This is a genomic window from Sphingomonas mollis, from assembly GCF_016427505.1.
In the GTDB taxonomy this organism is placed as follows: domain Bacteria; phylum Pseudomonadota; class Alphaproteobacteria; order Sphingomonadales; family Sphingomonadaceae; genus Sphingomonas; species Sphingomonas mollis.
The window spans coordinates 249749-272754 of sequence record NZ_JAELXS010000001.1 but is presented as its reverse complement, the minus strand read 5'-3'; the positions used below and the strand labels follow the sequence as shown (position 1 = coordinate 272754).

The following is a 23006-nucleotide window of genomic DNA, read 5'->3' as shown; positions in this document are numbered from 1 at the left end:
CAGTTTGGGCGACAGCGGGCGATAACCAGGCGATTGCGATGACCGCAGCCGAAACACCACCGATGAAATGTCGACGAAGCGCAACCGTAGAAGAAACCATGTTTATCCTCCCCATCATGACGCAAGTATCGGCCGCGACTGTTCACGACCGCCGCTGGTCCTTTGATTCGCTGTCTTGTCGGCATCATATGACACCGGGATCAATCTTGTCATCAACCTGTCGATGCTAGGCGAAGGTCGCCATGATTTCGTCGGCGAAAAGAGGTTGGATCGATGCGCGTACCGCATCGGTGCGGATGGCCGGTCATCGGCGCACGATGCTGTCAGGACATCAATCGATTTGCATTGCGGCATGGAACGGGCGGCCATCGTTCGCCTAGACCATCCGACAAGAGAACCAGAAAATCGGACGGGAGAATCGCGCATGACGGACGGAACGGGAACGATCGTACGCCCGACGCGCGTCCGCTATTTCATCATCGCGCTGATCTTCGTCATCACCTCGCTCAACTATGCGGATCGCGCGACCTTCTCGATCGCCGGTTCGGCCGCGTCCGACGAACTGGGGCTGAACGCAGTGCAGATGGGTTTCATTCTGTCCGCCTTCGCCTGGTCCTACGCCGCCGCGCAGATACCGGGCGGCGCATTGCTCGACCGGTTCGGCACGCGCTGGATCTACATCGCGGCGATCGGGACATGGTCGGTCTTCACCGCGATCCAGGGGTTCGCCGGTTTCTTTTTCGGCGCCACCGTCGTTACGCAGTTGTTCGTGATGCGCTTTCTGGTCGGGCTGTGCGAGGCGCCGTCCTTCCCCGGCAATGCCCGCATCGTCGCGGCGTGGTTTCCGGCGCACGAGCGCGGTACGGCGTCGGCCATCTTCAATTCCGCGCAGTATTTCTCGCTGGTCGCGTTCGCACCGCTGATGGGCTGGATCGTCCACACGACGAGCTGGCGGGCCGTGTTCTTCGTCATGGGCGGGCTCGGCCTCCTCGCGATGGTCGCCTTCTCCGCGTTCATCCGCGATCCGGTGAAACACAAATGGGCAAATCAGGCCGAGATCGACCTGATCCGTGAAGGCGGCGGGCTGGTGGAGCTGGACTCGCAGAACCGCAAGGGCAGCGAGCCGACCTTCACCTGGCATAATGTGCGCCAGTTACTGACCAGCCGGATGATGATCGGCGTCTATCTGGGTCAATATTGCATCAACGTGCTGACGTACTTCTTCGTGACGTGGTTTCCGATCTATCTGGTCAAGGATCGCGGGTTCGACATTCTGCAGGCCGGGTTCGTCGCCGCGGTGCCGGCACTGTGCGGTTTCGCCGGCGGCATCGTCGGCGGCTTGATATCGGATAGGATCCTCGCCCGCACCGGGTCGATCACGCTGGCGCGCAAGGCACCGTTGCTGGGCGGGATGCTGCTGGCCAGCCTCATCATGGCGGCGGTCTACATCGACAGCCAATGGGGCGTGGTCGCGATCATGTCGCTGGCGTTCTTCGGCAAGGGTGTCGCCTCGCTCGGATGGGCCGTGATGTCCGACGTGGCGCCGCGCAAGCTGGCCGGGCTGGCGGGCGGTGTGTTCAACACGTTCGGCAACACCGCCGGCATCGTCACGCCGATCGTCGTCGGCATACTGGTCGCGCGCGGGGGATCGTTCGATACCGCGCTGGTGTTCGTCGGCGCGCATTGCCTGCTGACCATCGTCGCCTATTTCGTCATCGTCCAGAAGCTGGAACGGCTGGAGCTGGTCGCATGACGATCGATCGACGCGCCGTATTGACGAGTGGCGGCGTGGCGGCGCTGGCGATGGCGCTGCCGGGCATCGCCCGCGCCGCGACCGCCGCGATCGTCATCGATACGCCGATGCCGCCGCCGCGCTGGGCCGTGCTGCAACGCCATCTGATCGCGATGCAAAGCGACGCGGCGCGTGCATTCCACGATCGCTATTTCAACCGCCGGCACGAGATCGAGGCGTTCCTGCGCTGGGGCGCCAACGACGGCCCCGACGATGCGATCGAGGCGATCAACGACTGGCCCTATCTCTATCTGGTCGGTGGCGACGCCGGCATCCTCGATCTGGCGCGCGCGGTGCAGGAGGCGCACTTCGCGCAATTCTCCCGCGCCCGTACCCGCGACGTGCCGATGGGTCGGCAGGGCATGTACGTCCGCGAATTTCCGCCGCAGATGGACTGGCAACATATCAGCGAGGGGCTGACGACGTTCAATCAGCTGGGCCTGTGCACGCCCGGCGATCGTCGCCTGATCGACCGCACTCGCCGCTTCGCCGATTTCTACACCGGCCGCGATCCGAAGGCACCCAATTACGATCCCAGGCTGCGGCTGATCCGGTCGATGTTCAACGGCAGCATCGGTCCGCTGATGCGCCCGGCCACCATGCTCGACTGGGCGGGCGACCCGTTCGACACCAGCCGGTTCGAGATGGTGCATGGCGAGACCAGCTATGCCCAGACGCTGGAGCATTACCGCGAATATACCGAGACGATGGGCGACAACCCGCTGAACCTCCATTCGACCGCGCTCGGTCTCAATGCATGGATGATGACGGGCGAGACGCGGTTCCGCGACTGGATGCTCGACTATGTCGACGCATGGGCCGCCCGCGCCCGCGCCAATGACGGCATCCTGCCGAGCAACATCGGGGTCGATGGCCGCATCGGCGGCGGCGCACGCGGCCGATGGTATGGCGGCACCTATGGCTGGGGGTTCAGCCCGGTCTCGCCCGTGACCGGCAAGCGCGAGGATCGCAACCGCATCCCGCGCGCGATCATGGGCTTCATGAACGCCTATCTCGCGACGGGCGACGATCGTTATCTGCAAGCGTGGCGCGATCAGAATGCGCGGATCAACGCGGCTTCGCGGACCGTTGACGGCGTCCTGTCCGCGCCGACGATGCACGGCGACCGGGGCTGGTACGGATTCAAGCCCGGTCCCTATCGGCTCAACACCGGCGAAATCTGGTATCTGTCGATGCGCGAGAGCGATCGGGCCGCAATGGCGGCCACGCCGTGGACCGACTTCCTGGGCGGCAAGGCACCGGGTTGGGCCGAACAGGCGTTGATGGACGACATGGACCTGGTGCGAACCCAGATGGTCCGCGTCCGCGAGGATAAAACGACCGCGCAGACCCGGCTGGCGGACAATCCGATCGAGCGCAATCCGGTGTCCGTCACCGCCCTGCTGCACCAGACGATGGGCGCGATCCATGTCGCGCGGCCGCCCTGGTCACCCAACTCCCCCAATCAGGGCGGCACCCTGCTGTTCACGCGGTTGCGCCATTTCGATGCGGATCGCCAGCGACCGGGCCTGCCCGAAGACGTCGCCGCGCTGGTCGAGAAACTGGAGGAGGGCAGCACGACGTTGTCGCTGGTGAACCTGAACCCGGCACTGCCACGGCGGATGGTGATCCGTGGCGGCGGCTATGGCGAACACCGGATCGAGGCGGTGCGGATCGGCGACCGGCGCATCGCCGTCGGCCGCCGCGACGTTACGGTACGGCTGGAGCCCGGTTCGGGTGCGCGGATCGTTCTGGAGATGCGGCGCCACAGCCAGCCACCGACGCTCGACTGGCCCGACCTGACCGGGTGATCGATCGTCGGCGCCCGCCGATCAATGCGGCTGCGCCACCGCCTTCAGGCACAGTTCCCGGAACGCCGGCAGGGCGGCATTGCCACTTTCGCGCCGCCACGCCAGATGCAGCTCGACCGGGGTCTGCGGTTCGCAGATCAGGGGACGGAACACGACCCCGCGCGGATTCATCCCCGCCGCCGCTTCGGGAACGATCCCCGGCGCCAGTCCCGCCCCGACCAACCCCAACAGCGAGTGAATCTGGGTGACGTGCTGGACATAATGGGGCGACGCGCCGGCGCGCTCGAACAGACTGCCGAGCAGATGGTGGAAATATCCTGCCCCCCGCTGCGTGTACATGACCAGATCGGTGCCGTCGAAGTCCTTGGGGACGAAGCTGGCCTGCGTCGATCGCGGATCGGATTCGGGCAGGGCGACGAGCAGCTTCTCCAGCAACAGCGGCACCGAATCGAACTGCACCCGGTCGACCGGCGGGCGGACCAGCGCGAGATCGATCAGGCCGGTATGCAGCGCCTCGAACTGATCGCCGGATACCAGTTCGTGCAGCTGCAATTCCAGTCCCGGCAATTCGGCCGCCGCACGTTTGACGATACCGGGCAACAGGACATAGCCGGACACGGCGGTGAAGCCGATGGAGATACGGCCCGTCTCCCCCTTCCACACCCGTCGCGCCGCCAGTGCGGCGCTTTCGGACAGGCGGACGATCCGCTTCGCTTCCTGCAGGAACGTCTCGCCGGCCAGCGTCAACGTGACGCGGCGGCTGGCGCGGTTGAACAGTTCGACGCCGAGAATACGTTCCAGCACCTGGATTTGCCGGCTGAGCGGCGACTGCGTGATGTGCAACCGTTCGGCGGCCCGACCGAAGTGGAGTTCCTCGGCCAGAACGACGAAGCAGCGCAGATGGGTCAACTCGAACATGGTCGAGGGATACATCGTGTCGCCCCGAACGGGAAGCGCGCGGCGTCGTTCATCCCGTCGGGCGATCGATGTCGCGCGGACATGGATCGATCCATTCTAAGCGGTGGGTGGGCGCCCCGGCAGTCTTTACCAACGGTGCATCAGTCAATCGGAGCATCGCGATGTCGCCTCAGGAAATGGCCACCACGATCGGTGGCGGCCTATTGTCGTTTCCGGTCACGCACTTCGACCGGAATATGGTCTTCGACGAAGGCGCCTACCGCGAACATTGCGCATGGCTCGCCGGCTATGCGGTGGCCGGCCTGTTCGCGGCCGGCGGCACCGGTGAGTTCTTCTCGCTGACGCCGCGCGAAGTACCGCTGATCGTGAAGGCGGCGGTCGAGGAAGCCGGCGGCAAGGTGCCCGTCCTGTCCGGTTGCGGCTACGGCACCGCGATCGCGACCGAGATGGCGCGCGACGTGGAACGGGCCGGCGCCGCCGGCATCCTGCTGCTGCCGCCCTATCTGGTGCAGCCGACGCAGGAGGGGCTTGCCGCGCATATCGAGGCGGTGTGTCGCGCGACCTCGCTCGGCGTGATCGTGTACAACCGCGACAATGCGATCGTGCAGGAGGATACGCTCGCCGGGCTGTGCGATCGCAACGCCAATCTGATCGGGTACAAGGACGGCGTCGGCGACGTCGAACTGATGATGCGCATCTATGCCAAAATGGGCGATCGGCTGACCTATATCGGCGGCCTGCCCACGGCGGAGACGTTCGCGCCGGCCTATCTGGAAATGGGCGTGACGACCTATTCCTCGGCGATCTTCAACTTCATGCCGGAATGGGCCCTGGGCTTCTACGACGCGGTTCGCGCACGTGACACGGCGACGATATTGGCGCAGCTGAACGCGTTCGTCCTTCCCTATATCGCGATCCGCAACCGCAGCGCGGGATATGCGGTGTCGATCGTCAAGGCGGGCATGACCGTCGTCGGCCGCCCCGCCGGCCCCGTCCGGTCGCCGCTGACCGACCTGACGCCGGACGAAGTGGCGATGCTCGCCGCGCTGGTCGAAACGGCGAAGACACCGCTGAAGGCAGCGGCCTGACGATCGACGAAAGGATGGCAGGCATCGTGACGATCGATCGCAGAGCCCTGATCGCCGGTGCCTTGATCGCGCCGGTCGTTCTGCCTGCCACCACCCGCGCCGCGACGATGACGCCGCGCCTTTTCGCCGACGCGGGCCAACGCATCGATCTGTGGTCCGGCACGGCGCCGGGTGCTCCATCGAGCCTGCCGGTGGAGACGGTCGACGAGCGGACGACCATCCCTGATCGTCCAGACCGGGTGGTGTACGGCATCGCCCGCCCACGCATCGTCGCGTTTCGGCCAGAACGGCCGAACGGCGCGGCGGTGTTGATCGTGCCGGGTGGCGGCTATCGCTGGCTGGCGGTGGACAAGGGCGGCTATCAGATCGCGAGCTGGCTGGTCGATCACGGCTTCACCGCCTTCGTCCTGATCCACCGTTTGCCGGGCGAAGGCTGGGCCGACCGCGCGGACGTGCCGCTGGCCGATGCACAGCGGGCGATCCGCCTGATCCGGCACAGGGCAACCGTCTATGGCATCGAGCCCGACCGGGTGGCGGTCATGGGCCTGTCGGCGGGGGGGCATGCCTGTGCCGATCTGGCGAACCGGTTCGCCGCCGCGACCTATGCGCCGGTGGATGCCGCCGACCGGTTGTCGGCCCGGCCCTGTTGCGCCGCGCCGATCTATCCGGTCGTCAGCATGGACCCACGGATCGCGCATCCCGGATCGCGCGAGAAACTGCTCGGCCCCGATCCGTCGGCGACGATGGAATCGGCGCACTCGGTCGATCGCAACGTCACGGCGAAATCGCCGCCCCATTTCCTCGTCCACGCCGAAGACGATGCGAGCGTGCCGGTGGACAACAGCCTGCAATTGCGCGCAGCGCTCAGGCGAGCGGGTGTGTCGGTCGATACGCATCTGTTCGCGGAAGGTGGCCACGGCTTCGGGCTATGGAATATCGCGGGCAAGCCCGTCGCGGCGTGGCCCGATCTTTGGCTGGGCTGGTCCCGAAGGATCGGTCTGGCCTGAGAACAGGCGCATGAGGCGTGTTTGGTAACCGGACTCCAACCGCCCGTTTCAATCAACCCGGCAGCGCGTTGAGCATGCTCGTCACGCGACGACGCAAGTCGGGATCGCGTGTGATCTCCAGCATGGCGCCCAGACTGCCGCGCGCCGCCGCGATCTGATCGTCGACGAGTTCGAGCCTGGCGCGCTCCCACCACGCATGGGGAAAGGCCGGCGCCATCGTCGTCATACGGATATAGAGTTCCAGCGCCCGGCGCCCCTGCCCCGCCTGCTCGGCGCGCGATGCCTGGTTCTGCAGGAGGCGGACGAGCACGGCCCGGTTCGGCATCGCCGCGACATGCGCCACCGCGCGGCCGGCACCGGCAGACGCTTCGACCAGGGCCGCCAGCCGTTCGGCGCCGATCCGCACGCCGCCGGCGAAGGGATCGACGATTACCGGCGCCGCCTCCGCGCCGACGACCACGAGGACATGACCCGGAACGTCCAGCACATCGGCCCGCCAGCCAAGCCGCCGGGCCATCGCCACCCAGAGTATCGACAGGCTCACCGGCAATCCGCGACGGCGATCCAGAACGCTGATGAGATCGGCATTGGCGGGATCGTCATAGGTTTCGGCGTCCCCGGCGAAGCCGAACTCGCCGGTCAGCACCGCGGCAAGGGCATCGGCCCGCTCGGCAGGTGTTCCGGTTTCGGCGCCGACCAGATCGAGCCGCATCTCCATCGCGTCCAGCAGATCATTATAAGGCGCGATATCCGTATCGGGATGATCGAGCAGCGCCAGCGACAACGCGGCATCGTCGAGGTCGATCTCCTCGTCGTCGATCAGTCCGAGGCGGTTGAGTTCTTGATGCATCCCGCCCAGATGGGGAACATAAGCGACGATGGAAACGGCCAGCGGCGGACATTCGCGACGTGCGCCTCGTTACAGCCGACATCACACGCGACACCGGGAGCCCAACCATCTTCAACCTCGTCTTTGCCGTACCGGCGCTGGTCGTCATCGCCCGCTGGCTATGGCCGCTCCCGCTGCCGGTCTGGGCCAAGGTGTCGACCGCGCTGCTGATGCTCGCCGCGTCCCAGTTCCATCTGTGGAGCCGGCTGTCGTCGGGCTCGGTGTTCGCGCCGGAGTTTCCGCGCGCGGTCGTGATCCTGTTCAACTGGGCGTTCGGCGCGCTTGTCCTGCTCGCCGTCTTTCAGCTGGTCCTCGATCTCGGTACCCTGCTGACGATGCTGATCCGACAGCACGGCGTCGGCCAACCGGCGCAGCTTCGCTATGCCGCCGCAATGCTGGCGGCGCTGTTGGCGGCGATCGGTGTCGGCAATGCGCTCCGCGTGCCACCGGTCAGGGACGTGACCGTTGCGGTCCGCGGTCTTCCGGCGTCGTTCGACGGCTATCGGATCGTCCAGCTGACCGACCTCCACATCAGCCGCCTCTTCACGGCCGGATGGGCGCAGGCGGTTGTCGATCGCACCAACACGGCCGGCGCCGACCTGATCGTCGTGACCGGGGACTTCATCGACGGATCGGTGGCGATGCGCCGCGCCGACGTGGAGCCGCTGCGACAGCTACGGGCGCCGGACGGGGTCTACGCCATTCCGGGCAATCACGAATATTTCTTCAACTATCGTGACTGGATGCGGCATTTGACGAGCATGGGTTTCCTCATGTTGCCCAACGCACATGCCGTCATCGACCGCGGCGGCGGGCAGTTGGTGATCGCCGGTGTCACCGACCTGTCGGCGCCGAGCGTCGGTGAAGCCGGACCCGACCTTGGCCTCGCCCTGAAAGACGCGCCTGCCGAAGCGCCCATCGTCCTGCTCGACCATCAACCGCGCCGGGCGCCCCCCGCGGCAGCGCGGGGCGTCGCGTTGCAGTTATCGGGACACACCCATGGCGGTATGATCGTCGGGCTCGACCGGCTCGTCGCACGCGGCAATGCGGGGTTCGTCTCGGGGCGTTACGATGTCGGTGGCATGACGCTCTACGTCAGCAACGGCACCGGGCTGTGGCCCGGCTTCGCGCTGAGGCTTGGCGTGCCGTCGGAGATCACACGGATTACGCTGCGACAGGCCGAATAAAGCAGCGACCCTGTTTTACGAGGCCACGACCCCGCCCTTCATGACCAGCCGGATGCGGCGAACCGCGCCGATATCCCTGGTCGGATCGCCCGACACGGCGATCAGATCGGCGAGCAGGCCGGGTTTCACGGCACCGACCCTGTCGGCGAGATACAGCCACCGGGCATTGCCCGATGTCGCCGCGACGAGCACCTTGGCCGGGCTCATCCCGGCAGCGACCAGCAGGTCCATCTCGCGCGCGTTCCGGCCATGGGCGAACACACCGACATCGCCGCCCATGCAGATCGGCACACCCGCCTTGATCGCCATCTGCACGCTCGTGCGGCTGAGCTGAACCGCGTGCGGCGCCGGTTCGCTGCCGTTCCAGCCGCGGTAACGCGACGTCGCGTCCGATGCCGCCAGCGTCGGACACAGGGCGATCTTCTTCGCCGCCATGGCCGCGAAGATGTCGGGCGTGCCGCCATAGCCATGTTCGATCGTATCGACGCCGGCCGCGATCGCACGACGCATCCCTTCCGCCGTCGCGGCGTGGACGGCGACCGGTCGGCCGGCATCATGGGCAGCGGCGACCGCCGCGATCATCTCCGCCAGGCTCAGTGTCGCCCGGCTCTCGTCGCCCGGCCGCCAGCGGTAATCGGCATAGAGCTTCACCCAATCGGCGCCGGCGGCGATCTGGCGACGGACGGCGGCGACGATCTGATCGACGCCGGACACTTCCTCCGCCCCCTGCGGCACGGCGACGCCCGGCTCGAAGCCCTTGGGACCATAGGCACCGAGCGCCACGATGGCCCGCGTCGAGACGGACAGGCGCGGCCCCGTCACGATCCCCTGATCGATCGCCTCTTTCAGCCCGACATCGGCATAGCCCGCCCCCTCCGTGCCGAGATCACGCTCGCTGGTAAAACCCGCCAGCAAGGTTGCCCGCGCATTCGCCACCGCCCGTGCGGTTCGCAGCGCCAGCGACTCGTGCAGGACCTGATCGTCCCAGCTCGTCTCGTCATAGGGATGCAGGAACAGGTGCCCGTGCCCCTCGATCATGCCGGGCATCAGCGTATCGCCGGCAAGCTCGATGATCCGCGTATTCGCAGGCGCCGGCAGGTCGGGGCCGACCGCGTCGATCCGGTCGCCGGTAACCAGCACCTGCCAGCCGGTGTGTACCGTGCCGTCGATACCGTCGAAGACGCCTGCGGGCTTCAACAGGATCGACGCCCGATCGGCGGCGGGCACCGCACCCGCCGGCCCGATCAGGGTCGTCACGACCGCCATCATCCCCATCGCCAACCAACGCATGGTCTTTCCCCCTTTGCCGCCCTACCCTGTGTCGATGGATAGGGTCCTCAGGCGAACACGCAATCCGGTCTTCCTGCTGGCCTTGCCCGCGCTGCTCGCCGCGGCGTCCAATTCTCCGCTGCCCGAGGCGGCCCGGTGGCAGGCGCAAAGCGCCCGCATCACGATCACCCGCGACGACTGGGGCATCCCGCATATCCGCGGGCAATCGGATGCGGATGCGGTGTTCGGGCTGATGTACGCGCAGGCGGAGGACGATTTCGCCCGTATCGAGGCCAATTACCTGACCGCGCTCGGTCGCACCGCCGAAGCGGAGGGAGAGGATGCGATCTGGGCCGATCTGCGCCAGCGGCTGTTCGTCGATCCGGGGGAATTGCAGGCACAATATGCGTCCAGTCCGGCCTGGCTGCGCACGCTGATGCAGGCATGGGCGGACGGCCTGAACTATTATCTGGCGACGCACCCGCAGACGAAGCCGAAAGTCATCACAAGGTTCGAACCGTGGATGGCGCTCAGCTTCACCGAGGGCAGCATCGGCGGTGATATCGAGCGGATCTCGCTCAGCGACCTGAAGACGTTCTACGGCACGCCCACCCCGCCGACCCCGGAGGAACGGGGCATGGTGCCGCGCGAGCCGTCGGGGTCGAACGGCATCGCCATCGCACCCCGCCTGACCACCAAAGGCCGCGCCCTGCTGCTCATCAACCCGCACACCAGTTTCTATTTCCGCTCCGAAGCGCAGATGACCAGCGCGGAGGGCCTGAACGCGTACGGCGCCAGCACCTGGGGCCAGTTCTTCATCTATCAGGGTTTCAATGCGAACGCCGGCTGGATGCACACGTCCTCGACGGTCGACAATATCGACGAATTCGCCGAACGGATCACGCGCACCGGCCCCGGCTATGCCTATCGCTATGGCACCGCCCGCCGTCCGGTCACGATGCGTGCCGTCACGCTGCGCTATCGCAAGGCCGACGGCAGGATGGGGGAGCGCCGCTTCACCACCTATCGCACGCATCACGGCCCGATCGTCGCGATGAAATCGGGGCGGTGGATCGCCACCGCGCTGATGTGGAAACCCGTCCCCGCCCTCGAACAAAGCTATCTGCGCACCAGGGCGACCGACCTCGCCAGCTTCATGGCCGTCGCCCGGCGCAAGGCGAACTCGTCGAACGACACGCTGTTCGCCGACAGCAAGGGTGAGATCGCGTTCCTGATGCCGCAGTTCATGCCGATCCGCAGCGACCGGTTCGATTATACCCGTCCCGTCGACGGCAGCGATCCGGCGACCGACTGGCACGGACTCCATACGCTCGCCAGCCTGCCGAGCGTCGCCAACCCGCGCACCGGCTGGGTACACAACACCAACGACTGGCCGTGGAGCGCCGCGGGTCCGGACAGCCCCGACGCCCGCGACTATCCCCGCTACATGGATCAGGTGGGCGGCAACGCACGCGGTGTGCATGCCGACCTGTTGCTGACGAACAAACGCGGCTGGACGCCCGATGGCCTGCGCGCCGCCGCGTTCGATCCCTATCTGCCTGCCTTCGCCCGGTTGATCCCCGGATTGATCGACGCGTGGGCGGCCCTGCCCGCCGACGATCCCCGGCAGCGATCACTCGCCGCGCCGATCGCCTTGCTGAAGGCATGGGACCACCGCTGGGCCTATGATTCCGTCGCGACCAGCCTCGCCGTGTTCTGGGGCGACCAGCTCTGGCGCGAGGTGGGTAGCTTCGCGCAGGCGGAGCGGTTGAACGTGCCCGACTATATCGCCACCCGCGTGCAACCGGATGCCAAGCTCGCCGCGCTGTCCGCCGCGGTCGATCGCCTGACCCGCGACTTCGGCGACTGGCGGACGCCGTGGCAGGACATCAACCGGTTCCAGCGGCTCGACGACGCGATCAAGCCGCATTTCGACGATGCCCGGGCGTCCGTCCCGGTGCCGTTCACGTCGGCGCAATGGGGCAGCCTGGCGTCGTTCGGCGCCAAGCCATGGCCAAGTACGAAACGCTATTACGGCACCAGCGGCAACAGCTTCGTCGCGGTCGTCGAGTTCGGGCCGCGCGTGAAGGCGATGGCGGTCATGGCCGGCGGCCAGAGCGGCGACCCGGCATCACCGCACTTCGCCGACCAGATCGCCCGCTATGCGCAGGGACAGCTACGTCCCGTCTATTTCTATCCCGACGAGCTCAAGGGGCATGTCGAGCGCACCTACCGCCCCGGCAGATAGCGGCAGACATCTATTGCCGGTGCGCGGCGATGTACCGGCCGATCTGCTCGTCCAGAACGTCGAGGGGCAATGCGCCCTGATCGAGGACCGCCTCATGGAAATCGCGGATGTCGAAGCGCGGTCCCAACTCACGTTCAGCCCGCGCGCGCAGTTCGGCGATCTTCAGTTGACCCACCATGTAGCTGGTCGCCTGCCCCGGCCAGTTGAAATACCGGTCCACCTCCCGCGCGATATCGGTGTCCGACACCGAGCTGTTCGCCTTGAAATACGCGATCGACTGTTCGCGCGTCCACCGCTTGGCATGGATACCGGTATCCAGCACCAGCCGAATCGCCCGCCATACCTGCAACGACAACATGCCGAACCGGGCATAAGGGTCCTTGTATACGCCCATCTCGTTGGCAAGCCGCTCCGAATACAGCCCCCAGCCCTCGACATAGGCACCATAGCCGCCGAACTTGCGGAACTTCGGTATGCCCGTCAGTTCCTGTTGCCGCGCGATCTGGAAATGGTGGCCCGGTGCGCCCTCATGCGCGGCGATGCCGGCCACCTGCACCTTCTGCGTCTGGTTCATGTCGACCAGATTCACGTAATAGATGCCGGGCCGCGATCCGTCCGCCGACGGCGGATTGTAGAAGGCGGTGGACGCGGTGCCCTCGCGCCATTTCTCGACCGCGCGGACTTCCAGCGGTGCCTTGGGCAGTTTCCGAAAATAGCGCGGCGCGACCGCCATGACCGATGCGATCACACCACGCGCGTCACTCAGATACTGCTCGCGACCGGCCGCCGTATTGGGATATTTGAACTGAGGATCGGTCCTGATCTTGTCGAAGAACTGCTCCAGCGTCCCCTGAAATCCGACCTCGCGCTTGATCGCTTCCATCTCCTGCCGGATCGAGGCGACCTGCTTCAGGCCGATCGCGTGGATCTGGTCGGCGGTCAGGTCGGTCGTGGTCGAACTCTTCAGCCGGTCGGCATAATAGGCGGCACCATCGGGCAGGCTCCAGGCGCCGAAATTGCCCTTCGATTGCGGCTCGATCGCGTCCAGCGTCGCGAACAACATGGCATAGCCCCGGCGGAACGGCCCCGTCAGCGCCGTGCTCGCCTCCTGCAACAGCGTCGCCTTGGTCGCGGCAGGCACGTTCAGCGCGGTCACCTTCTTGCTGAAATCGGCCATGACCGTCGAATCCGCGCCGCTATCGAACGGTGCACCGGTGATGACCGCACGCGCATCGGCGCGCGCCGGTGCGAAATTCACCTTGTTCGGGACGATGCCCGCCGCCGCCTGCTCCCGCATCGTCGTGGTGATCTCGCGCATCACGCGCTCGGTGTCGCGCAGGCGGGCGATATAGGCCTGCGCATCGGCAAGCGTATCGACCTTGTGGTTGTTGATGAGCAACACGGGAATCTCGCCCGCCGGGCTGCCGTTCGTCGACACCGGAAAGCGCAGCTTGCGGAATTGGAGCGACTGGCGGCCGCGTTCGACCTCATATTCGAACAACCGGTAACTGACGCGGGCACTCTCGCCCAGTTGCTCGGGTCGGAACCGCGCCCGCATCGCCGTCAACTGCCGCTCCGACAGCGTCTGCGCGCGGACGGCGGCCGCTTCGGTGTAATCGTCCAGCCGATCGTAATGCGTCTTCAGGCCCAGTTGCGTCAGGGATTCGGGGCTCAGATCGAGTTGCTGGTCATAGGCGGCGTCGAGGAATTTGAGCAGTGCGGCGTCCGCTGCTGCCGTGCGCTGGGTCTGCACGGGAACCGGCGCCGCAGCCTGGACGATCGGCATCGTCGACATCAATAACAGGGCAAGGGCAACACGCATCGAATTCTCCCATCGACGGCGCTTGTCGCGCGCTATGGCGGTCGATGCAATTGCCGGCGCACCATTCCTTGGCGGCGCTTACCCGCGTTTCAGCATGATGCGATCTCGCGCGGGCGGCGAGAGCCCTCAACGGCGCCCTATCATCTCCCGCAAACCGAGCGTTTCCGGGACGCCCGCAAGCACCTCGTTCAGGCGAACATTGGCCGCCGACAGGCATCCGCGATCATGGGTCAGCATAGTCGATCGCCCGTCCGCCATCGTCCATGTGAGCGTGTAGGACGGTTGATCGCTGACCTGTTGCTCGCACCTGGTTTGCGTAATCGTACCCGTCGCCGGTCGATAGGGAGCGAGCGATGCCATCAGGTCGCCCTGCGCGGCTACATCGGCACGAAAGGATCGGGTACCGGACACCGCGACATGCTCCTTGCCCTGGAAACGACCCGTACCATCAGGGGCAAGCTCGATCGAATAGACCGGGCAGGTTCCATAACAGGGGCCGACGGCGATGGTGAGGCGCTCGGCCCCTGGCTGGATCATCGCCGGACGGTCCGTTGCGCATCCGGCAAGCAGGGCGGCACTGGCCGCTAGAAAGACTGCAGCACGGCTCATCATCGCATTTCCTCGTTCATGGGTTTGAGGAACAAGACGGAGACATTGCGCCGATCCCTTGCATCGCCGGATCAGAACGGTGCATCGATGCCGATCCGCACGGTGCGTGGCCGCAGCGGTGTCACCTGATCGCGGCCGGTGGTGAACGGCGTGCCGAGAGCAAAGCGATTGCCGCGTTCGTTGGTGAGATTGGTGATGCTGGCGGTGATGCCGAAACCGGGCAGACCAAGACGCCCGGAGATACCGGAATCGAGATAGCTGCCCTGCCGTTGTCCCAGCACCGGCCCCACGCCGAGGCGCGAGGACCCGACATAGCGGAGCCATCCGTCGACGGTCAGATCGGTCCCATCACCCATTCGTCGCCGGTACGTTGCACCACCCCGCGCCGTGATGCGGGCGATGTTCGGTATCTGCTTCAACCGGGCGAGGATCTCGGCGCGGGCGGCGGCGCTGTCCACTCGCGGATCGGCGGTCGCGAACGCGATCAGCGCCTGCGACGGTTCCTCGATACGCCCGTCGTTATAGGAAAACGCCCCTTCGAGCCGCAACCCATCCATCACCCGCGCGCCGACGACGCCCTCTATGGTCCACAACTCGCCATCGCCGATGTTGGCGGTGCTGGGCAGCCCGCTGCCGTCGATGAAATCGGCCTGGATATCGCGCCACGATGCGCGTGCGAGCGTCAGGCTGGCGTCGATGGTGTCGACACCGGGCTCGCCCAGACGCGCGCCCGCTTCGATCGTCGCGACGCGGTCGTTACGGAACTGGCGGACGTAATCGCCCTCGATCGCCAGACCGCCCGGCCGAAACCCCTGTTGATAGCGCAGGAACAGCTTCGCGCGCGGCGCCAGATCGATCAGCGCCGCCGCCGCCGGCAGGACGATCGTCTGCGGCCGCCGCGCCGTAATGGCGGCGGGGAGAACCAGCGACAGCGGTACGTCCTCCCCCTCGCCGTCGAGCCGCGACCGGGTGACGCGCAACCCACCCGTCGTCAGCAATCCCGGCAGCAACCGCACGCTGGCCTCTCCATACAACGTCCGCTCGGTGATCGCGTTGACGACGCCCGTCGTCGGCACCAGTGCACCCGGCGTGCCGTACAGGCGGGTCAGCCGCGTCCGGTTGTGGACATAGCTGAACCCGGCGAGCCAGCCCGATCCATCGGGCGCCGACGACCAGACGCGGGTCTCGTTGGCCTGCATCCGCGTCCTGTTCGCCTGAGCGAACAGGCGTGGGGGTCCATCCGGCGCGGTGGCATCATACCGCTCCATCAGGTCATGCGCAGTGACGCCGGTGGTCGATCGCAGGCGCACGTCGCCGATCCGGCCGGCGAGAACGAACTGGCCCTGTGCGAAGTCCGACCGGAACCCCTCGGTCACCGCGGCCGACCGGGTCAGCGGCACCCCGTCGCGATCCGCGTACTGGCTGTCCGCTCCCCTGATCCGCTGGCCAAGCCTCACGACCTCGGCGCTCCAGCCGGCCCCCAGTTCGAGATGCGCGGTCGCACGGCCGCCGGCGATGCGGGTCCGGTTCACATCGACCCGGTCCAGCAGGGGCTTGTCGATATAGCCCCCCTCGCTCGCCGTATTGGCGACCAGCCGGAGAGCCAGTCGTTCCGATACGACCGGCAGGTTGAGCACGACCTGCGTATCCGCCCCCGGCTTGCCGTGTGTCGTCGCCGATCCACCGATCGCCGCCGATCCGGATATGTTCACCAGATCGGGCGGATTGGGCACGAGGCGGATCAACCCGCCCAGCGAACCGGCGCCGTACAACGTACCCTGCGGCCCCTCCAGCACCTCGACCGCCGCCAGATCGGCGAGCCGCAGATCGGGATCGGGCGCGTTGTAGCTCAGCCGCAGATCGCCATAATATTGGCCGACGGTGGCCTGGGTCGGTCCGGTGAAACTCGAATCGGCGATGCCGCGGATGAACAGCTTGTTGCGGCCAGCCCCCAGATAGGTCGAGGTGACGCTGGTCAGCCGCTGGGTCAGGCGTTCCGTGCCGCCGGCGCCACCCAGTTCCAGATCGCGACCCGATACGCGTACCACCTGTCCGGCGAAATTGGCCCGCGTCGTGTCACGCTTGCTCGCGGTCACGACGATATCGGGTCCGACCTCGACCGGTGCGGCGGTCGGCGGAGAAGGAACGGTGCGATGTGGCGGTCGCGGAGCGACGGCAACCCGTCTCGTCAGCCGCCAGCTGCCCGGCCCGATCGCCTCCACCCGGGCACCCGCCTGGGCGGCGATGGCGGAAAGCGCCGCAGACGCCGGCATACGGCCGCGCAGCGCCGGCACCCGCCGCGACCACAGGCGCGCATCCGGCACGACGATGCTGACGCGCGCCAGCCGGCCGAGCGCCATGACCTGCTGACGGACGCTGCCCGCCGGCAGGTCGATCAGCAACGGCTCGGCCGCGACCGGCGCGGCGACCATCAACAGGAAGGCGGAACCGACACCCGCCGCCGTTCCCCTCACCGGCGCGGTTCCAGCATCCAGCCACCCCCTGTCCGCCGGACGCTCACACCGAGCAACTCGCCCAGAAGCGTAGGATCGTTCCTGAGACTGCCGATCTCCAGCGTCCCGCGAAACTTCCGGCCCGCGACCGACGGTGCCGTGGCGATCCGCATCGCGAGCTGACGTGACAGGTCTTCGGCCACTTCGGCCAAGGTGGCGTCGTCATAGGCCAGCCGGCCGTCCCGCCAGCCGCCGACATCCACCGCATCGATCGACTGGCGTTCGAGAACTGCGCCATCGGCGATGACGGCCTGCCCCGGATCGAGGCGCAGCGCCGCACCGTCGGGATCGACCATCACCGCGCCTTCCGCCACCGATACCCGCGTCCGCCGCCCCAGCCTTTGCACGTCGAACACGGTGCCGAGGTCGGTCAACGCCAGATCGCCGACCCGCACATCGAACGGCCGACCCGGATCGTGCCGCACCCGAAACAGCGCCTCGCCGCGCTCGACCGCGGCGACGCGGGGCGCCTTGTGATCCAGCCGTACCTCCGAGGCCCCCGCCAGCACGATGCTGCTACCGTCACCGAGATCGACGGTCCGCTGTTCACCCGCCGCCGTCGCGACGATGTAGGGATCGCTCCGCCCGGTCCAGACGCCCAGCCCGATCGCGCCGACCAGTGCCGCCGCGACCGCGCCGCCCAGCCAGCGGCGGCGTGTCCAGCCAGTGGGGTCGCCGCCGGCGTCGGCGGTATCGGGGTGCGCCGCGGTCGCTGGCGGGGAAACCGGCAGCCGGGCGACGGCGATCGCCGCATCCTGCAGAGCGGACGCCGCCCGATCGTAACGTTCGGCGCGCGTCGGGTCCGCCTCCAGCCATGCCAGATAGGCATCCCAATCCGCCTGTGGCTCCGCCATCTGGATCACCCAGTCGAGTGCCTCGTCATCGATGCCAACCGGCCCGGATGCGACGTCGTTGCGATCCTCGCTCATCGTATGTCTTCCTTGAGCTGGGCCAGTGCCCTGCATGCGGCTCGCAGGTCGCTTTCCACCGTGCTGATGCTGATGCCGAGTTCCTCCGCGATCCGCCGCTGGGGAACCCCGTCGATCCGCGCCCGACGAAAGATCGCTTCCTTGCGGGGGCCGAGCGCGCGGAGCATCCGCTCCACCTGTGCCGCTTCCTGCCGGACTGCGACCAGCCGTTCCGCCTCCGGTTCGCCGGATGCGGCATCGCCGGCCCGCGTCTCCTCCCATGCCTGCTCCCGGCGTTCCGCCTGCCGACGCGACCGATAGCGATCGATCATCAGCATGTCCGCCGCCCGAAACAGATAGGCCAGCGGATTGCCCACCGGCCCTGCCATCTGCCCGGACACCCGCAGCCACAGGTCGTGCACCAGATCCTCCGCCGCGTCGTCCGCGCCGCGCGCCCTCAGGAAGCGCACGAGCTTGTCGCGATTGGCGAGATAGACGGCTTCGAGCCCGGTGGGCGGCATAACAGGAACCGGCTGGAGGATCGGGGAGGTCGGTCGTCTAGCCGAACGACGGTCATGGGAGAAGGATCTCCACCCCGGGGCGGGGTGGAGATCCGGCAGGATGCGCAGGTCGGGGGTGCCCACGCGCTTCGCCTAGAAGGCGAACTGCAGGGCGGCGCGCGCGGATAGCGCCACGTCGCCAAGTCGTTGTTCGGCGCCCACTTCGCCGCTGAGGCGGACTTCCGAGGTGCCGGTGATCGCGCGGACGCGGCCGGTCCAACCACCACCGCGCGCCTCGGGATCGAGCGTGAAGGCGGTGCCGCTGCCGAAGCTGGCGGTGGTGCGGCCGAGCGCGCCGGCGATCCGTTCGCGACGGCCCCCTTCCACCTCGATGCGGCTCCACTGCTCGTAACGATTGTCGCCGCCGAAATTGATCCCCGCCGCCAGCGCCGCCGTGACGGCCAGTTCGTCACTGCTGCGCTTGCGCACCGTCAGGTCGTACGCGGTGCCGCCCCCCGTCTCGCGATAGGCGTCCTCATTGAGCTTGTAGTAATCGAGCGCCAGATTGGGCCGCAGGCTGAACTGGCCAATGACATGTTCGTACGACACGCCGCCCGATCCGGAATAGAGCATGCCGTTCCAGTCCGCATTGGCCCGACGCTGCACGACTTCCGATCCGATCGTACCGTCGAACTGGCGCCGCGCGTCGAACGACAGGAACGCCGCCGACCCGCGCACCTGCGCGGCGAACCCTCCCCAATGGCCGCGCCAGAAACCGGCCAGCTCGTACTGGCTGTGGTTCACCCGGTTGACCGCCACGCCCTCATTGTCGCGGCCGCGCAGATAGGCGAGCGAGACGCCGAAATTGCCCGCCTGCGATTTGCGCTCCAGCCCGCCGCTGATGCCCCAGCCGCGCACATCGTAACTGGTCGTGCTCCGTGCCGCCTTGGATGCGTCCCAGCCGACCGGGGTCAGCCACATGCCCCAGCTACCCTCCTCGGTGAACTCGCCCGCCGGCTCGCGCAACTGCCCCGCCGCCGCCCGCGACGCGAGCGTCACGCTCTCGAACACGCCGCCGGCATAGTTGGGCAGCATCTGGTCGATCGCGCCGCGAAAGGCGGCACCGTCGTAAATCCCGCGGATCGCGGCGGCGACTTTCACGTCACTCCCGATCGCCGTGTCGATCGCGTCGAAGGCGCTGGCGGCGGCGGCGTTCAGCCCCAGTTCGGTACGTGCCTTGCGCACGACCTCGACCGCGATCTCGTTCGGGGCGGTCGCGACGATCGCTCCCTTGTAGAGGAACGGGACGGCGGTGGTGGCGAGGGTGAGATTGGTCGCTCCGGTCAGCGTACCCGAGCGCAGGACGACATAGCGGCCGGTGATGTCGGTGCCGCCGGTCACGCGCAGCGCCAGCTGGCTGTTGGCGCCGATCGCCGTCGCACCGGTCACCTGGATCAGGTTGGCGGCCGGGTTCGCCCTGTCGAGTGCGACGCTCAGGATCGATTGCTCGCCGAGCGTCAGCGAACCGATCGTGGCACCGCCGCTCGCCGCGAAGGTGCCGCCGCCGGCCGCGACCGTCACCGCCAGATTGCCGGCATTGACCAGCCGCCCGGCGAACACGCCCTTGCCCGCGATCGCCAGCACATCCTGACCGCCGCCGGCGAAATCGGCCGTGCCGTCGAACCGCGCGGTGCCACCGATCGCCAGCGTATCCACGCCGCTGTCAAAGATCGCGGTGCCGGCGAAGGTGCCGGCGCCGCTCATGTCGAGCCGGTTGTTGCCGCTGCCGAACGACACCTCACCCGCCACCGATCCCGCCGCGATATCCAGCCGGTCGCTGCCCGAACCGAAACGTATCGCGCCGGTGATCGCCGGGGCGGCCGCACCCGTCACCGCGACCTGACGGACGACCGCGCCGATGGTGTTCGCCGACAGATCGATCGCGACCGATCGCGTCGCATCCGCGCCCGCCGCGACGATGGTGCCGCTGTTTTCGACCAGCGTGACGCCGCCGGTGCGATCGAGGATGGCCGCCGCCGTCGCCCCCGTGGCGCCGGCGCGGATCGTGCCGCTGTTGCGGATCGTCGCCACCGACGCGCCCGTATCGATCAGGACACCCGTCGACCGGGTGGTCGCGACGCCGCCGCCGGTGGCGGCCACGGTGCCGGACACCCGCAATTCGGGCGTGGCCGCGCCCGCCCCGAAGTGGATCGCCGTGGCGGCGGCGTTCACGGCGGATGCCTGAACGGTGCCGCCGATCGCCACCCCTTGCGCGATCGTCACGCCACCGCCCAGCCCGCCGATCGACAGCGCGGTGGCCGAAACGCCGTTATATACACCGTTGCCGGTCACCTTGCCGTTGACCACCAGCCCGGCCGACGGCGTCGTACCCGCCACCGCACCGATCGTAATCGCCCGATCCGCCGCACCGATCTGAAAGGCCGGCGCGGCGCCATAGGAGATGACATCGGCGATCTTGCCGGTGGCGTTCGACAGCGTGATGCCGCCTGTCACATCGCCCGCGACGACCAGCGCCGACCCGCCCTGCAACAGGTCGTCGGCATCCAGTTTCGATACGTCTGCTGGTGCGGTGGTCGAGCGATATCCCGTCGATCCGATCACCCCCTCGACAACCAGCGCACCGGCGATGTTGCCGTCCAGCCGCGCGCCGACCGCATCGCGGCCGACCGCGGTGATCGTGCCACCGAGCGTGACATTGCCGGTCACCGCCGCCGCCCGCACGCCCACCGTGCGGTCGCCGACGACGCTGGTCTTGCCACCATGCGTCAGGGTGCCGGTCAGCGGACCGCCCAGATAGATGCCGGCGGAATCATTGCCCTCCACGGTGATCTCGCCAGCGTTGGAGATTGTACCGGTGAACGCGCCCGCCGTGCGGATGCCGGTACGGCCGGTGCCTTGCGCGAAAGGACCGTCGAGATCGCCGTCCTTGTCCAGATCGGTGGGCGTGTAGGTTTCGTCGACGATGATCTTGCCGCTGTTGCTGATCTCGCTCCGCACACCGGCCTGCGCCAGAATGCCGGTCGCGCCGTTGGCATCGGTCACCTGGATGGTGCCGGCGTTGGTCACGTTGTTGTTGCTGTCGATGGTCACCGCCGTCCCGGTGGTCGGGGCGATGCCGCCGGCGGCGACGATGCTGATATTGTCGGGCGTGCCACTGCGGATGGTCGATGTGCGGATGGACATCGTCCGCTTCGTATCGACGACCGTCTGTCCGAATGCGGACGTGGCGGCGACCAGGGCAAATGTGGCGGAGGAAGTCAGGAGCAGGCGGTGCACGAATTCGATCCCCTTCGGATGTCTTCTGACAACCCAGACGGAGTCGATGCGACCGACCCTTGATCGCGGTGCCGACCTGGTCAATGCGCCGCGGGCGCCGCGCCATACTTACGACACGGTGACGACCCGGCGCACAGGCCATCACTGAGAGTTCGGAGATCGCGATGCGCGTGCTGGTGACGGGATTGGGCGATATCGCTCGCAAAGGATATCTACCGGTGTTGTCGGCGCTTCCGGAGCTGGAGGTGCATCTGGCGACCCGCGATCAGGCGATGCTCCATGACGCCGGCCGTATGTTCCGTATGCCTCATCTACATGCCGGCATCGATCGGGCACTGGCGGCCACGACGTTCGACGCGGCGTTCGTTCATGCAGCGACCGGGGCGCATCCGGCGCTCGTCCGGATGCTTCTCGAACGGCGTATCCCCACCTTCGTCGACAAGCCGCTCGCTGACAGCCTTGCCGAAGCCCGACAGCTCGTCGCACTGGCGGAACGGCAGGAAACGCTGCTGAAAATCGGGTTCAATCGCCGTTTCGCGCCCGATTATGCGGCCCTTCGCGACACCGGCGCGAACCTGATCGTCATGGAAAAGCATCGTCACCGTCAGCCCGATACGCCGCGACGGGTGGTGTTCGACGATTTCATCCATGTCGTCGATACGCTGCTGTTCCTGGCCCCTGCCCCGGTGCGGCGCCGCACGATCGAAACCCATGTCGAACATGGATTGCTGAAGGTGGTGACGCTGACGCTGGCCGGCGACGGCTATACCGCCCTCGGCACCATGCACCGGGATAGCGGGCTGGACGAGGAACGACTGGACGTGATCGGAAACGGCGTTCGGCAGTCGGTGCGCAATCTGGCGGAAACGGTCCGATCGGCGGGCACGGAATATCACCACCGGCGCGGCGACTGGACATCCGTCGGCCGTCAGCGAGGCTTCGAGGCGATGTGCGCGGACTTCCTGCTGGCCGTGCGCGAGAAACATCCGACCCTTGCCGCAGACATTCTGTCGACCCATGAAATCTGCGAGGCGATCACCAGCCAGGCCGAAGCGCAAGCGCGGCATTGAGCCATGAGCGTCAAAGCCGGTAATCGAAATGCCAGAGCGAGGAACGATCAGGTCGGGGACATGCGATCGACAGCCACA

16 protein-coding genes are annotated in these 23006 nt (G+C 67.2%); 7 read left to right on the top strand and 9 right to left on the bottom strand.

What is annotated here, in order from left to right:
• Positions 1–424 precede the first annotated feature (424 nt).
• Both JAO74_RS01230 and JAO74_RS01225 read left to right on the top strand, forming a co-directional pair.
• A complete protein-coding gene (locus tag JAO74_RS01230) occupies positions 425–1753 on the top strand; it encodes an MFS transporter (RefSeq protein WP_199034229.1) in 1329 nt (442 codons plus the stop codon).
• Positions 1750–3603, top strand: coding sequence for a hypothetical protein (locus JAO74_RS01225; protein ID WP_199034227.1), 1854 nt, complete (start codon positions 1750–1752; stop codon positions 3601–3603). Before JAO74_RS01230 ends, JAO74_RS01225 begins: the two co-directional genes overlap by 4 nt.
• Before the next feature lie 21 nt (positions 3604–3624).
• Here the strand turns inward: JAO74_RS01225 and JAO74_RS01220 are convergent, their stop codons facing one another.
• Entirely contained in the window at positions 3625–4521 is an 897-nt protein-coding gene (locus JAO74_RS01220; protein ID WP_199034225.1) for a LysR family transcriptional regulator, read from the bottom strand.
• Between the two features lie 161 nt (positions 4522–4682).
• Between JAO74_RS01220 and kdgD the strand changes: the two genes are divergently transcribed.
• Positions 4683–5609: a 5-dehydro-4-deoxyglucarate dehydratase gene (gene kdgD, locus JAO74_RS01215; protein WP_199034222.1), complete on the top strand. Its 927-nt coding sequence runs from the start codon at positions 4683–4685 to the stop codon at positions 5607–5609.
• A 14-nt stretch (positions 5610–5623) separates the two neighbouring features.
• A complete protein-coding gene (locus tag JAO74_RS01210; RefSeq protein WP_199034220.1) occupies positions 5624–6616 on the top strand; it encodes an alpha/beta hydrolase in 993 nt (330 codons plus the stop codon).
• Positions 6617–6668: 52 nt separating this feature from the next.
• Here the strand turns inward: JAO74_RS01210 and JAO74_RS01205 are convergent, their stop codons facing one another.
• The gene (locus tag JAO74_RS01205; protein ID WP_199034218.1) at positions 6669–7466 is read right to left on the bottom strand and encodes a SirB1 family protein; all 798 of its coding nucleotides are present in this window, start codon (positions 7464–7466) and stop codon (positions 6669–6671) included.
• A 59-nt stretch (positions 7467–7525) separates the two neighbouring features.
• Here JAO74_RS01205 and JAO74_RS01200 point away from each other — a divergent pair, with 59 nt between their 5' ends.
• On the top strand, positions 7526–8692 hold the full coding sequence (locus tag JAO74_RS01200; RefSeq protein ID WP_332908698.1) for a metallophosphoesterase: 1167 nt from the start codon (positions 7526–7528) through the stop codon (positions 8690–8692).
• A 15-nt stretch (positions 8693–8707) separates the two neighbouring features.
• Here the strand turns inward: JAO74_RS01200 and JAO74_RS01195 are convergent, their stop codons facing one another.
• Positions 8708–9958 (bottom strand): metal-dependent hydrolase family protein, encoded by a 1251-nt coding sequence (locus tag JAO74_RS01195; protein WP_416194276.1) that lies wholly within the window; start codon positions 9956–9958, stop codon positions 8708–8710.
• A 58-nt stretch (positions 9959–10016) separates the two neighbouring features.
• Here JAO74_RS01195 and JAO74_RS01190 point away from each other — a divergent pair, with 58 nt between their 5' ends.
• Positions 10017–12209, top strand: coding sequence for a penicillin acylase family protein (locus tag JAO74_RS01190; protein WP_199034214.1), 2193 nt, complete (start codon positions 10017–10019; stop codon positions 12207–12209).
• A gap of 10 nt (positions 12210–12219) precedes the next feature.
• Here the strand turns inward: JAO74_RS01190 and JAO74_RS01185 are convergent, their stop codons facing one another.
• From JAO74_RS01185 to JAO74_RS01160, 6 genes are all read right to left on the bottom strand, one after another.
• Complete coding sequence (locus tag JAO74_RS01185) at positions 12220–14031, bottom strand: DUF885 domain-containing protein (protein ID WP_199034212.1); 1812 nt, start codon at positions 14029–14031, stop codon at positions 12220–12222.
• Positions 14032–14157: 126 nt separating this feature from the next.
• Positions 14158–14568 (bottom strand): DUF6438 domain-containing protein, encoded by a 411-nt coding sequence (locus JAO74_RS01180; RefSeq protein WP_199034205.1) that lies wholly within the window; start codon positions 14566–14568, stop codon positions 14158–14160.
• 143 nt (positions 14569–14711) lie between these two features.
• Entirely contained in the window at positions 14712–17114 is a 2403-nt protein-coding gene (locus tag JAO74_RS01175) for a TonB-dependent receptor (RefSeq protein ID WP_332908697.1), read from the bottom strand.
• Positions 17111–18082 (bottom strand): FecR family protein, encoded by a 972-nt coding sequence (locus JAO74_RS01170; protein WP_199034203.1) that lies wholly within the window; start codon positions 18080–18082, stop codon positions 17111–17113. Before JAO74_RS01170 ends, JAO74_RS01175 begins: the two co-directional genes overlap by 4 nt.
• Complete coding sequence (locus JAO74_RS01165; protein WP_199034201.1) at positions 18079–18582, bottom strand: RNA polymerase sigma factor; 504 nt, start codon at positions 18580–18582, stop codon at positions 18079–18081. Before JAO74_RS01165 ends, JAO74_RS01170 begins: the two co-directional genes overlap by 4 nt.
• Positions 18583–18714: 132 nt before the next feature.
• Positions 18715–21858 (bottom strand): autotransporter outer membrane beta-barrel domain-containing protein, encoded by a 3144-nt coding sequence (locus JAO74_RS01160; RefSeq protein WP_199034199.1) that lies wholly within the window; start codon positions 21856–21858, stop codon positions 18715–18717.
• Between the two features lie 164 nt (positions 21859–22022).
• On the opposite strand from JAO74_RS01160, the gene JAO74_RS01155 reads away from it, so the two are divergent.
• Positions 22023–22928, top strand: coding sequence for a Gfo/Idh/MocA family protein (locus tag JAO74_RS01155; RefSeq protein ID WP_199034197.1), 906 nt, complete (start codon positions 22023–22025; stop codon positions 22926–22928).
• Positions 22929–23006: the final 78 nt, after the last annotated feature.

What these genes read in the sequence shown, in the direction of transcription:
- JAO74_RS01220 (WP_199034225.1), bottom strand. Translation starts at nt 4,521, where the DNA reads ATGTTCGAGTTGACCCATCTGCGCTGCTTCGTCGTTCTGGCCGAGGAA.
- JAO74_RS01165 (WP_199034201.1), bottom strand. Translation starts at nt 18,582, where the DNA reads ATGCCGCCCACCGGGCTCGAAGCCGTCTATCTCGCCAATCGCGACAAG.
- JAO74_RS01230 (WP_199034229.1), top strand. Translation starts at nt 425, where the DNA reads ATGACGGACGGAACGGGAACGATCGTACGCCCGACGCGCGTCCGCTAT.
- kdgD (WP_199034222.1), top strand. Translation starts at nt 4,683, where the DNA reads ATGTCGCCTCAGGAAATGGCCACCACGATCGGTGGCGGCCTATTGTCG.
- JAO74_RS01210 (WP_199034220.1), top strand. Translation starts at nt 5,624, where the DNA reads ATGGCAGGCATCGTGACGATCGATCGCAGAGCCCTGATCGCCGGTGCC.
- JAO74_RS01205 (WP_199034218.1), bottom strand. Translation starts at nt 7,466, where the DNA reads ATGCATCAAGAACTCAACCGCCTCGGACTGATCGACGACGAGGAGATC.
- JAO74_RS01190 (WP_199034214.1), top strand. Translation starts at nt 10,017, where the DNA reads ATGGATAGGGTCCTCAGGCGAACACGCAATCCGGTCTTCCTGCTGGCC.
- JAO74_RS01170 (WP_199034203.1), bottom strand. Translation starts at nt 18,082, where the DNA reads ATGAGCGAGGATCGCAACGACGTCGCATCCGGGCCGGTTGGCATCGAT.
- JAO74_RS01155 (WP_199034197.1), top strand. Translation starts at nt 22,023, where the DNA reads ATGCGCGTGCTGGTGACGGGATTGGGCGATATCGCTCGCAAAGGATAT.
- JAO74_RS01180 (WP_199034205.1), bottom strand. Translation starts at nt 14,568, where the DNA reads ATGATCCAGCCAGGGGCCGAGCGCCTCACCATCGCCGTCGGCCCCTGT.
- JAO74_RS01185 (WP_199034212.1), bottom strand. Translation starts at nt 14,031, where the DNA reads ATGCGTGTTGCCCTTGCCCTGTTATTGATGTCGACGATGCCGATCGTC.
- JAO74_RS01225 (WP_199034227.1), top strand. Translation starts at nt 1,750, where the DNA reads ATGACGATCGATCGACGCGCCGTATTGACGAGTGGCGGCGTGGCGGCG.
- JAO74_RS01195 (WP_416194276.1), bottom strand. Translation starts at nt 9,958, where the DNA reads ATGGCGGTCGTGACGACCCTGATCGGGCCGGCGGGTGCGGTGCCCGCC.